We start from the raw sequence: 12,637 nt of genomic DNA on the forward strand, positions 1-12,637 counted from the left end.
AATCGATTTAGAATGAAAAATTTATTATATAAAAAGAGCACGTTTTTTCTTTTGGGGCTAATAGGCTTATGCTTTACTGCCTGCAAAAAAGATGTTTCGCCTTACCATGATTATGTAAATACACAGCAAACCTTTAATGGTTCTGCGATTGATTATTTAAAGGCCCAGCCTAAAGGTACATTCGATTCCTTGCTACTAGTATTAGATCGTTATCCCTTCCTTAAAGACTCGTTAACGAATCAAAAAGTAACACTTTTTGCCCCGGTTAATAAAAATTTTGAGGCTGCGGAGAAGTATCTGAATTTAGTACGTAAAAACCAGGGCAAAGCACCAGTTTATTTGTCAAATGCAGACCCTGTTCAGTTGGCTTTTATGATGTGCAAATACATCATCAGAGGCAATAGAACAACTGATGCTTACATTAATAATGCAGATGGGGTGTTGCTTAAAAATATTGTAATCGACTATCAGATGCATATTAAATATGTAAAACTAAGCTCGGCAGGTTATGTTGGCGGCGGCCCCGCAACACTTAATTTTAGCGATACCTATGGGTCTATTTTTGCCAATACCTGGGTAACAACAACAACCAACGCGGTTAACATTAAAACCAACAATGCAATTATCAATATACTTACACCGATACACAATTTTGGTTTTGACGAATTCACCTATAGATTGAACAATTAAAAAGTGACGATGAAAAATAAAATAAATCTATTGCGTATATCCTTAACCCTGTTGACGGGGAGCATAGCTTTATCGGCATGCAAAAAGAATTTACCTGATGAACGCTTATCCATAGCCAACGATTCTCAGTACACCCAATATTTATATCAACCCGTTTTAGGTAGAAATACTTTGTTTACCAATAATTTTCAATACGGGAACTCCAGCCGTCCGTTGGACTTTAAAATTGTAAATATGCGTTCTTTTAACGGGGAGCCAGCACCAGAGTTAACCAATAATTATCCGGTAACAGTTTGGAAAACTGCTTACGATGGTACAGAGAAATCGCTGGCAGAGATTGAAGCAAAACGTACAACAGAAAACCACCCTTTATTTGAAGTAAGACCACACTCTGGTGAGTTTATGATGTGGGCTGCAGCAAATTCAAACATGGTTAAGGCGCAGCCAGACTCTGGTTATGTTTTTGACGTAGAAATGTCGAATTCGGGTGGTAGAAAGTACTATCAAAACTTCCGTTTGCGTCCTTTGCGTGAGCGCCCTTACGAGCCATCAAATTTAGATCCTGTTACAGGTCAGGGTACATCAGTATCGGTTAATCCTACCAGTGTATTTATTACCGGCGAACGTGGACAGTTGCTGAATACCAGAGATGATGTTCAGGTTTTGTTTAAAAGGGCAGGAAACGGCAATAGTATCACTTTCAAATTTGCAGATACCTTATCTAATCCAATTGATCCGAATAAGTTTGCTGCTACCGATTGGGCTAATTTGGTACACGGCTTTAATATGGTTAAAGATGCTACCAAGGTAAAATACGAGGTTGCATATCCAATACCTTGCAGTGCTTATCCTACCAAATATACCACATTATCGGGCGATCAGGCCAGGGTTGTTTTTAGGTTTAACAGGCAGGCATTTGGTAATATACAGCAACAGTGTTTCCTGGCCTTCAACTTTAATATTTACCAAAAAGGAGATTGGGAAATCACTTTCTGGTTTAAGCGTGATAAACCAAAATTTGATAATGATTAATGGAACAATATAAACTAAAACAAAACATATTTCCGATGAAGTATTTTTACACCATAGTTATTTTATTGATTTTTGGTTTCCAGAATTTAGCTATTGCCCAGCAACGTATTGTTGTAACCGGGACAGTTATTGATGGTTCATCAAAATCAAAAGAAACCATACCCGGGGTTAGTGTTACCAGCGGGGGCAGTTCGTTAGGAATTACCGATAATAACGGTAAGTTTAGGGTAACTGTAGCTAACAACGCGTCTTTAACCTTTAGTTATGTAGGTTACGAATCGGTTACCGTTAAAGTAAACAACCGTACCAACATTTCGGTTACCATGGGGGTTGATAACAAAACCTTAAAAGAGGTTACAGTTACAGCTGGTTATCAAACCAAAACAAAAACATTGATGACCGGTTCTGCAGTAACGATTTCCGGAAAAGATATTCAGGGACAACCAGCCAGTGATGTAATGTCGCTATTACAAGGTAAGGTGGCAGGTTTAAATATCCAGAACAATACAGGTGCTCCAGGTTTCAGGGGTAGCTTAACCATACGTGGTATATCTAATATCAACGTTTCTGGCTCAGGAAGTTCATCTTTCTTAACACCTACATCGCCATTATTTGTAATTGATGGTGTACCGGTTGATGACAATACCGACTATTCGTATGGTTTTCAGCAGGCAGGACCTGGTGTTTCGCCAGCTTCCCAAATTCCACCAGAGGATGTTGAAGATATTACAGTATTAAAAGATGCAGCCGCTACAGCACTTTATGGTTCGAGAGGAGCGTATGGTGTAATTTTAATTACCACAAAGCGCGGCAATTCTAAAGTTCCTGTAGTGCGTTACAATGGTTCTGCATTTATGTCAACCGTTCCACAATTGCGTTCGGTAATTGGAGGTAAAGGTGAGCGTTTGTTAAGAGTAGACCAAATTTTACGTTACGATACAGCTTACAATCACGCTATCGATTTAATAAACTCTACGCCGTTTTTAGCTGATAGTTTAAATGCGTATTACAATAATTCGACAGATTGGCAGTCTTATTTTTATCGCCCTACTTTTAACCAAAGCCACAATTTAAATATTTCTGGTGGTGATGTAAAGTTTAACTATAAAGTAGCCCTTGGTATTTATGATGAAAAAGGTATTCAACAAAATACAGGGTACTCCCGGTATAACCTGAACATGAATATGATTTACGCGCCCAGCCGAAAGTTTAAACTCGAAGGGCAGTTAAATAACTCTATACAAAAACAGCAAACAGGAAGTGGTAATGGCCTCCAGAACGCGGGCATAGCCAGAGGAGGAAGTTCGTCTTCCTTACTACCAGCCCCGTCACTTTATTCTTCTGTTGATGCGGTATTGGGAGCACTAACTACCGACAATGATAATAAAGTATTAAACACAACTGCAACGCTAAATGGAGAGTACGAAATTGTGCCAAATTTAAAATTGGGTTCCTACTTAAGTTACACCGCAAAATCGAGTACTAAGGATAACTTTTCTCCAGCGGCCTTAAATTCAAACCAGGCAGAGTATTATACTTACAACGATAGGGCAACCACTTTATACAATCGTAATCAACTTTCGTACGTATATTCGTTAAAAGAGGCAGGAGAAGATGCGCACAACTTTTCAGTTTTCGCATTCTCTGAGCTCAGGGCTTCATTCTTTAAATCAGATGCCATATTGAACGATCGCGTAGTAAACGATCAGTTAAGGGGGCCGCTAACCAATATGACTGATTACCTGACTTCAAAAGGCGGAACAATCGGTTATACGGATTTAAGAAGTATTGCATTTGCAGGCGCTTTCTCTTATAACTATAAACAAAAATATGTAATCGACCTGAACTACCGCGTGGACGGACTTTCTACTAATGGCCCAAATGCCGGTTACAAGAAAAATCCGGCGATAGCGGTAAAATGGAATTTTGACAGGGAAGAGTTTTTAAGCGGTTTGAAATTTTTGGATTATGGTGATATTCGCTTAAGTTATGGTTCAAATATTACGCCTAACGGTAATATTTATCAGGCTTACGGTAAGTATGTTGGCGGTAACCGTTATAATAACAGCAATACGGTAGTGTCAGATTTAGATTTCGTACCAAACTTAATTTTAGAACCAACAAAAGCCACTACTTATAATGCTGGTTTTGATGTTGGTATCCTTAACGGAAAATTTAGTTTATCAATGGATGCTTATTACAAGCAAACAGATAACAGTTTCAGGGAAAAGAAACTATCTACTGCTAATTCATTCGATAAAATTGGTTCAACAGAAATTAGTAATGTTAACTATGGTTGGGAGTTTCAGGCAACAAGCCGCCCGCTAAATGCTACAAGTCCGTTTAAATTATCACTAAGTGCGAATTTATCTATCAACAGAGAAATCTTGGCTTCGTTGCCTGACGGACTTAGAGAGCAGATTTATTATGATACGGCTTTAGGACAGGATCTTTATTATCGTTTAGGTATCAATTCACTATCTAACTACCTGTATAATACTAAAGGTGTTTATAGTACCAATACCCAGGTTCCGGTTGATCCGCTTACGGGTTTACCTTATCGTGTAGGTACTAACGGTAAATTGAATTATTTTAAAGCCGGAGATCCAATTTTTACCGATTTAGATGGTAACTATGTTTTAAATGAGTATGATAGGGTAATTGCCGGTAACTCGCAGCCACAAATTACAGGTGGTTTCACCTCATTGTTCCAATATAAAAACTGGAGTTTAGAGGTTAATACATCTTTCACGCTTCAGCGCGATATCTTAAATAACAGTTTAGCAGCTCAGTTTGCCCGCTTCAACACGCCGCTTGGTAATGACAAGGGGGATATAGGTGGTTTGGTTCCACTTTCTGAATATAGCTATTGGGCAGCGCCGGGCGATATGGCCATGTATGGTAACCCATTGGATTTCGTAAGGGCAAAGCTATTAGATCCATTTAGATCTAATCAAACCTTGTTCCAGGAAGATGGATCGTATTTTAAATTAAACTCAGTAAAAGTATACTACATGTTTAATCAAAAATTTACCCAAAAATACGGTATGAACAGAGTGAGTGTTAACCTAACTGCCTCTAATTTAGGTTTTATAACCCGTTACTCAGGCCCAAATCCAGAAAATGTTACTTCTTTGGGTAGAGATGATTCGGGAGGTTACCCAATTTCAAAACAATTTGCATTAGGCTTAAATATTGAATTTTAAATCGGATATGATGAAAGCGAAAAATATAAAATATTTACTGATGGCTACTTTACTGTTGTTCGTAGCCCCAGGATGTAAGAAGTTTCTAAATGTAGAACCTATTGATGCATTATCTGGAAACAATTTTTGGCAAACCAAAAAGGATGTAGAAGGTTTTACCAACGGTATTTATTCCAGGTTGAGAAATAAGATAGGCTCGAGTGTGATCATGCCCGCTCTTGAAGTTCGTGGGAATTTTGTAACGGTAGTGAGTTCAATCGATAATAGTGGAAGCAATGTTTTCAGTAACTTGGTAGCCAATAACTTAAAAGCTGCTGTAAATGGTACTACAACCTACGACGGCAGATTAAGAGGTATTATGGATTGGAAAGCCTGGTACGATATTATTGCCGCCAGCAATATCCTTTATTACGAAGTTGATAATGTCCCAGCTAACAGCCTGTCGGATAGCGAGAGAAAAAAATATAAAGCTGAAGCAGTATTTACGCGTAATTTAAGTTACATGTTTATCTGCAAATTATTTGGAGATGCCATTTATTATACTGAAGCTTATAATAACAAATCGTTGCCACGTACCCCTCAGGTTGAAGTAATGAAAAAGTGTATTGCAGATATGAATGCTGCAAAGAACGATCTTCCTGAAGCCTATACTGATGCTTCCTTAGTAGGCATAAGACCAACTAAAGCTAGTGCAGTAGCTTTGTTAATGCATTTAAATATGTGGGCAGCTGCCTGGGATACCGGAGATAAAACAGGTTATTATAAGTCAGTTGTAGCACTAGGAGAGGAGCTGGCTACTTATAAGAATTACACCGTATTACCAGTTACGGTAGAAAATACCAAAAAGATTTTTAAAGGCCGCTCCAGCGAAAACTTATTCAGCGTTTTGCAGGATTACAATTATGGTGAGACATTTTCAAGTTTCTCCAATTATTCTTATTTCTTTTCTCATTACCCGATTCGTGGTGCTACAACTAAAACTCTCAGTTTTATGACCTATGAAAAAGATTATATCAATAAACTTTTCCCAGCAGGTGTGCCCGATGCAAGGGTAACTACCTGGTTCGAAAACTATAATAACGGCGATGCCAGCTTTCAGTTTAAAAAGTTTATCAATGTGTATTCAACCGGTTCCGGAGCAAGTTTAACGGTAAACAGTGATGATAGTGCGGTTATTTTCCGTTTGCCCGATGCCTTGCTATTGGCAGCAGAAGCCGCAGCAGAGTTGGGAAATGATGCCGTAGCACGCGACTATGCTAACCAGGTAAGGGTTGCAGCAGCAGCACCGTTGTTATCTACAAGTGGCGATGAATTGAAGAACGATATTTACAAAGAGCGTTGCCGCGAATTAATTGGCGAAGGACAGTTCTTTTTCGATCTGGTACGCACGAAAAGAGCAATAAATACCGAATACTCAAAAGCGGTAATTAGTGTGTCTAATTTTAATAATGGGGCATGGACCTGGCCATTAATCATCAGTAGTGCTGAGCGTGGGGCTAATCCATATTTGGTAGGTAATAACTTTTGGAATTAAGAAGATGAAAATACAAAACATAAATAAAGCATTCTTATTGGTATTGACCTGTGGGCTTTTCATGCTTGCAAGTTGCAAAAAGTATTATTTTGATACAGGCGTGCACGATCCAAAATATAGTGGAAGTACATTACAGTACATGAAATCCAAAAAACCTTTTTTCGACAGTACTTTAACAGTGATTAATCTGGCTGGAATGAACGACGTATTGGACAAAGAAAATGTAACTTTTTTTGCTCCGCCAAGTGGTTCAGTTTTTAAAAGTATTAAAAGATTGAACGAGTATTTGAGAATTAATGGAAAGGATACAGTATCGCAACTCAGTCAGATAAAGCCTGAAGTATGGAGAAACACCCTTTCGCAATATATATTCAAGGGTTCTAACCTGTTAAAAGATTATCCGCAAAGAGATACGCTTTCGTATATTGCTTTTCCAGGGCAGAATTATACTTCTTATGGAGGTCGTATTATGAATGTTGGCGCAATTTTTAGTGATGCAGCTGGGGTAAAATACGCAGGGTACCGTCAGTTGTTTCTGGCCTACATTCCTGATTTATCTAATCCGCAGGTAGCGCTACAAAATAATCCTGTAGCTACATCAGATATTCAGACTACAAATGGTGTACTACATGTATTAACAAAAATTAAGCATAACCTGGGTTTTAATACCAATAGATTCATTGATCAGGTAGTTGCAGCAGGTATTTTACCACCTACCCCATAGCTAATTATTTATTCATATCAATTAATAGATATATGTTAACAAACATAAAATATAGAACAGGCTTTTTGGTAGCAATGGTAATTTGCCTTGTTAGCCTGATGGTTTCTTGCGAAAAAAGCAAGGGGCTGGCCGAGGATCCTTATGCCGGAGGGAAACAGGTATTGGGTATAAATTTTATTTCCAAAACTACTGATCCTGATATTGTAACTGCAGGTGCAACCCTGAACCTTCAGGTAAACGGCTTAATGAAATATAAAGATAATTTTAAGCTTTATGTTAATGAGATCGAAGCTGAAGTGTTAAATTATACAGATAGCACCATCCAATTCAAAGTTCCTTTAACAGCAAGCACCGGTAGTGTTTGGATTACCTCGCAAGGTCAAAGTTTTTTTGGGCCAATTGTTAAGGTTGGTGGGAAAGTAGCAGTAGATCCTACTTTTAAAATTGTAAATGGTGCCGGATCAGTTTCTGCATTTGGTATCAATACAGTTTACGATGCAGAAAAACTCCCTACTGGTAGATTTTGGCTAGGTGGCGGATTTACCAGTTTTGAGCAAAAAGGTACCTTAGTAACACCAAACGGAGGTATTGTTCAGCTAGATGCCGATGGAGCTTACATTACCAACGATATTAACTTTGGAAAGGGCGTTGCAGGGGGGCTTGGAATTATAACTTCAATTAATAGAATATCAAGCGGCTCGCAAAACGGTAAATTTATCATTTCGGGTAGTTTTTCTTCTTATAACTCTTACCGAGCTAATCGTCAAACGCTTAGCAATATCGCCAGATTAAACGCTAATGGTACTTTAGATACCATCAAAACAGCTGATAAAGATGCTCAGGGCAATTCATTGGTGCCTATTGTAAACCCTAAACCTGGCGAAACCTGGAAAAACGGCGATACTGTAGCAGCTTTTAATGCCGGTGTGGATGGTTTTGTAAGAAAAACATTTATTTATGGTGAGCAGATTTATATCGTTGGTAATTTTCAAAATTTCAGAAGGATGTATTATCCAAACTCTAGTTACGATGAGAAAGTATACGACATAACCAAAATGAAACAACTGGTGAGGGTTAATGCAGATGGATCAATGGATTCTACTTTCCATTATAACAAAAATACCCGTCAAAGTGCTGCTGCAGGTAATGGAGGGATTATCGACGCCATGATGCAAACAGATGGAAAGCTCATTTTGGTAGGATCGTTTACTTCGTTTAACGGTGTAACTGCCAACCATATTGTGCGTTTAAATTTAGATGGGTCGGTAGATCAGACTTTTAGTGCTGGTGCTGGATCAGATGGCGATATTTATTCGATCAGATATAATACTACAACCGATAAAATTGTAGTTAGCGGCAACTTTAATACCTTTAACGGAAAAGCATCTTCCGGCCTGGCCTTACTAAATTCAAATGGGTCTGTAGTCAGTACTTTTAATAGCTCGGTTATTAGTGGAGGTATTGCAACTTTCGCTGCACAGCTTAACAATGGTAAAATAATAGTTGCCGGTTCATTCAATAAATATGCCGATTATTTACGTCAGGGTTTTATGATATTGGAAGCTAACGGGCAGTTAGCTGTGGGGTACAACAATACAGGAGGTTTTCAGGGCAGGATTTACGATATGATTGAAACACCGGTAAGCAATGGTTCGCAGGTTGTTTTAGTTGGTGATATTTACAGGTTTAACTCTATACTGCCGCATAACGTACTTAGGCTAGTCATTTCTAATTAACTGTACACTTTAATTTTATAGATATGAAAAAAAATATAAGATCAGTTTTTAATATTAAAACGATAAGTGCAGCATTCCTTTTAGGGTTTATTTTACTCCTCTCGGCCTGCAATAAAAATTTTGATAATGTTTTGCCTAAATCGTTCAGAAATGATACGCTGGGTTTAGGTAGTAATTCAAAAAAAGTATTATACATTATATTGGATGGCGTGAAAGGTTCGGTGGTAAGTAGTTTAGCGCCTGCCAACATAACGCAAATTACCAATAATGCCATATTCTCTTATGATGGAGTGGCCGATTATCAACGTAATTCGCTTACCAATGCCGCAGCATGGACCACTATGCTTACTGGTGTTGATTATACCAAACATAATGTAAGTACGGAGGCTTTTACAGGGTTAAATTTACAAACCACGCCAACATTATTTACCGGTATAAAATCAAACCTGGGTAATGTGCGGACAGTTTCTTTAGCTTCGACGGCAGCATTTAACGATAACCTGGCCGTTGATGCTACGGTTAAACAAACACTGGCAGACGATGCAGCAGTTAAAACTTCGGTTATTGCTGAGTTAGGGGCAAACAATCCTTCATTATTGGTGGCACAATTCCATAGTGCAGAAGTAGCAGGTTTGGCAAATGGCTATACTGCATCAACAACAGCATATACTACTGCCATTAATACACTCGATGGTTACGTGGGGGAGATTTTGACTGCTTTAAGGGCTAGAAAAACCTATGCACAGGAAAACTGGTTAGTAGTTGTATCCTCAAATAAGGGCGGAGCTGCTACTTCTGGTGGTGCACCAGGTTCAAATATCTATGCAGACGATTCGCGTAATACTTTTGTAGCTTTTTACAATCCTAAATTTAAACCGAATGCCATCAATAAACCTGATGTAAGTAACCTGCCATATTCTGGCATCGGGGCTAAATTTAATGCAACCAATGGTGCGGTACAAAGCGATGCTAATTTTTTAAATTTAGGTACAAATATCGAAGCTACCATTCGTTTTAACATCCGTTGGGATGGAAGTGCTGGTAATTCAGGTTACTGCGCAATTCTTCAAAAAAGAGGACTTACCAGCGGAATCACCGGAGGTGTACCGGGATGGGCCTTTATCAAAGATGATGGTGGTATTATTAGTTTAAATACAAGTTTCACTGGTTCAGGTAATATCCAGGCAAAAGGGCCAACATCTCAAAAACTGGATGATGGTAAGTGGCATGCTATTGCGGTAAGATTTTATAATAGTGGTGCAGACCGTTATGCTAGTATGTTTGTTGATGGTATACCAGCTCAACAACCTGATTTAAAAATCAATGGAAACATAAATAGCATAGCACCTTTGCAGTTTGGGAAATACAGCAGTGTTGATTGTTTTATTACTGAATTTGCGGTTTACAATATAGCCATTCCAAAGGCAGATATTATTGCAGCAAGTAAAAAAACGCCATTAACACCGATTTCTGATCCGTATTATAATAATTTAATCGCTTATTATAAAACCAGCGAAGGTGTTGGAAATGTGTTGAATGATGCCTTAGGTAAATCACCCGCAATGAATTTGGTAGGTACGCCTAATTGGACTAATTATGCCGATATCTCTCCAAATTTATCTCCCGCAATATCTGAAGCAGCATTTAAAGCAGTGCCAAATGGTGTGGATATACCTGTGCTAATCTACAATTGGTTAAATATAGCTGCACCTGCTAAATGGGCATTAATGGGGAAATTTTATGCCCCGGTTGTTTCTTTTCCAACCAACTAATTTAAATGTATATGAAAATTAATCATTTCACTATATCATGCGCTGCAGTTTTATTCTTAAGTCTGACAGCTTGTAAAAAATATGGTTACGATATTCCAGATGGCTATCCGGATAATTCTGAAAATGTAGCTGGAGGTAGTATCGATACCAATATGAAGATCATCGATAAATCGATGTATGCGAAAGCCAGGGTATTTCCAGGTCTGGTAGATCAGTCTGAACCTCGGGTTCAAAATGCCAAGTTTACTTTAGATTTAAATTTCACCGATCAAACGGCCGATAATTTGCGTATTTCGGTAGCACCAGAACCACAGTATAGCACTGGTTATTATGCTGCACCAGGCGAACTGGTTAAGATAGAGGTTCCGGCTGGCATTGAAGGTTTAACGGTTCAGATAGGTGGGCATACCGATAACCTTGCAGGTAAATCGCCGTTATTGCGCGATCCGGTTGTGTATATGCGCCAGCAATTATATGCAGGTGCTAACTATGTACGGAATTTGTATGGTGGTACCATTTACATCCGTGCAGACAGGGCTTATCCAAACCCTGTAGAATTCACCATTACCAATGCCTGTGTTTCTCCCGATTTTATTCTGGGGCAAACTGTTGATGCAGACTGGGTAAATAAAGTAAAGGCATCACAGGTGCCCTGGTTAGAATTGCGTAGCAAACGCGTAATTTTCCTGGTACCGCGAGATAAAATTGTGGCCACATTTACCTCATCAGAGCCCTATACTAACCCAACAGTTGCTTTGGGTAAATGGAACGATGTATTCGATTTGGATTACAACGCCTGGATGGGGTTATCTGATAATGCACCAGATCCAAAAGACAGAAGTCCGCAAGGCCCATGGAGAGGAGTATTGGATATTCAACTATCAGCGGGGTACGGTCACTCAGGTTTTCCTTTTGTTGGCTTAAACGATAGCGAATGGTTTAAAGGTTTTACAAGTCTGAAAAATATTACTACCAGCGACGGGCAATGGGGGTCTTATCACGAGTTTGGCCACAACTGTCAGCAAGGTAAGGTTTGGAGCTGGAGTACGCTGGGCGAAACTACCAACAACTTGTTTAGTTTTAAAGTAGCCAACAGGATAGGAGCAAATTATAACATCCTGCACCCTGCTGTTTCAAGTGGTTTCCCTCAGGCTATTACTTATGCTTCGGGTACAGGAACTAAAAATTTTGATACTGATGGCGCTATGAACGATCCGTTTAAACGGATGACGCCTTTTGTACAGATTTTTGAAAAATATGGTTATGGCGCAATGACATATCTTTATACAGAAGCCCGTCATGCAGCCCGCCTGAATACCAGTGATATTACCATGCACAATTTTGTGTACGAAAAGCTATCTGACTATACCCAAACTGATTTGGCCCCGTTTTTCGATGCCTGGGGTATTAATTATAGTGATGCAGTTGCTGTAAAAATGTCTAATAAATACCCTTTGTTAACTAAACAGATCTGGACTTATAATCCTTTAAATAAAACAGGTGGTACGGGCACAATAATTTATACAACCAGTGTGGTATCAGCAAGTTCTCCTGCACAGGAGGGATCGACTGCTGCTTTGGTAGATAATAATTTAACTACATACTACCATTCGCAGTACTCAAGTCCAACACCTGCTCAGTCATATCCTTTTACCTTCATTTTTAACGCAGGTGCTAATATTCCAATTAAGGGCATGTATTTTAATGGTAGAGCAGGCACCAATAGGGCAGGAGATGCTAAAGACATAGAAATTTTTAGCAGTAGAGATAACATTAACTACACCAGCATTGGTACCACTACTTTGCCTAATACAGCCAATAGGTTCGAATATATTTTTCCAAATGGAAATGTAAATGCCAAATTCTTCAAAGTAATCGTTAAAAACGGATACACCACTAATCCTTATGTGGTATTTGCCGAAATGAATTTAATAAAGCCATAA

At 38.8% G+C, this 12,637-nt stretch carries 8 protein-coding genes; all 8 read left to right on the forward strand.

Annotated elements, in window-relative coordinates; genetic code table 11:
• The first annotated feature begins 12 nt into the window (after positions 1–12).
• The 8 genes from HWV58_RS22490 to HWV58_RS22525 are packed head-to-tail and all read left to right on the forward strand — an operon-like array spanning position 13 to position 12,637.
• Positions 13–690, forward strand: a complete 678-nt coding sequence (locus tag HWV58_RS22490) for a hypothetical protein (protein ID WP_175636254.1) — start codon at positions 13–15, stop codon at positions 688–690.
• 9 nt (positions 691–699) lie between these two features.
• Entirely contained in the window at positions 700–1,722 is a 1,023-nt protein-coding gene (locus HWV58_RS22495; protein WP_175636255.1) for a DUF5007 domain-containing protein, read from the forward strand.
• Positions 1,723–1,757: 35 nt separating this feature from the next.
• Positions 1,758–4,928: a SusC/RagA family TonB-linked outer membrane protein gene (locus HWV58_RS22500; protein ID WP_175636256.1), complete on the forward strand. Its 3,171-nt coding sequence runs from the start codon at positions 1,758–1,760 to the stop codon at positions 4,926–4,928.
• Positions 4,929–4,935: 7 nt separating this feature from the next.
• On the forward strand, positions 4,936–6,462 hold the full coding sequence (locus HWV58_RS22505) for a RagB/SusD family nutrient uptake outer membrane protein (protein ID WP_175636257.1): 1,527 nt from the start codon (positions 4,936–4,938) through the stop codon (positions 6,460–6,462).
• A gap of 4 nt (positions 6,463–6,466) precedes the next feature.
• Positions 6,467–7,186 (forward strand): fasciclin domain-containing protein, encoded by a 720-nt coding sequence (locus HWV58_RS22510; RefSeq protein ID WP_175636258.1) that lies wholly within the window; start codon positions 6,467–6,469, stop codon positions 7,184–7,186.
• A gap of 32 nt (positions 7,187–7,218) precedes the next feature.
• Positions 7,219–8,922: a DUF5008 domain-containing protein gene (locus HWV58_RS22515; RefSeq protein ID WP_175636259.1), complete on the forward strand. Its 1,704-nt coding sequence runs from the start codon at positions 7,219–7,221 to the stop codon at positions 8,920–8,922.
• A 23-nt stretch (positions 8,923–8,945) separates the two neighbouring features.
• On the forward strand, positions 8,946–10,694 hold the full coding sequence (locus tag HWV58_RS22520) for a LamG-like jellyroll fold domain-containing protein (RefSeq protein WP_175636260.1): 1,749 nt from the start codon (positions 8,946–8,948) through the stop codon (positions 10,692–10,694).
• An 11-nt stretch (positions 10,695–10,705) separates the two neighbouring features.
• The gene (locus tag HWV58_RS22525) at positions 10,706–12,637 is read left to right on the forward strand and encodes a M60 family metallopeptidase (protein ID WP_175636261.1); all 1,932 of its coding nucleotides are present in this window, start codon (positions 10,706–10,708) and stop codon (positions 12,635–12,637) included.

The organism is Pedobacter ghigonis (assembly GCF_903166585.1).
Taxonomy (GTDB): domain Bacteria; phylum Bacteroidota; class Bacteroidia; order Sphingobacteriales; family Sphingobacteriaceae; genus Pedobacter; species Pedobacter ghigonis.

What these genes read in the sequence shown, in the direction of transcription:
- HWV58_RS22520 (WP_175636260.1), top strand. Translation starts at nt 8,946, where the DNA reads ATGAAAAAAAATATAAGATCAGTTTTTAATATTAAAACGATAAGTGCA.
- HWV58_RS22495 (WP_175636255.1), top strand. Translation starts at nt 700, where the DNA reads ATGAAAAATAAAATAAATCTATTGCGTATATCCTTAACCCTGTTGACG.
- HWV58_RS22505 (WP_175636257.1), top strand. Translation starts at nt 4,936, where the DNA reads ATGATGAAAGCGAAAAATATAAAATATTTACTGATGGCTACTTTACTG.
- HWV58_RS22500 (WP_175636256.1), top strand. Translation starts at nt 1,758, where the DNA reads ATGAAGTATTTTTACACCATAGTTATTTTATTGATTTTTGGTTTCCAG.
- HWV58_RS22525 (WP_175636261.1), top strand. Translation starts at nt 10,706, where the DNA reads ATGAAAATTAATCATTTCACTATATCATGCGCTGCAGTTTTATTCTTA.
- HWV58_RS22510 (WP_175636258.1), top strand. Translation starts at nt 6,467, where the DNA reads ATGAAAATACAAAACATAAATAAAGCATTCTTATTGGTATTGACCTGT.
- HWV58_RS22515 (WP_175636259.1), top strand. Translation starts at nt 7,219, where the DNA reads ATGTTAACAAACATAAAATATAGAACAGGCTTTTTGGTAGCAATGGTA.
- HWV58_RS22490 (WP_175636254.1), top strand. Translation starts at nt 13, where the DNA reads ATGAAAAATTTATTATATAAAAAGAGCACGTTTTTTCTTTTGGGGCTA.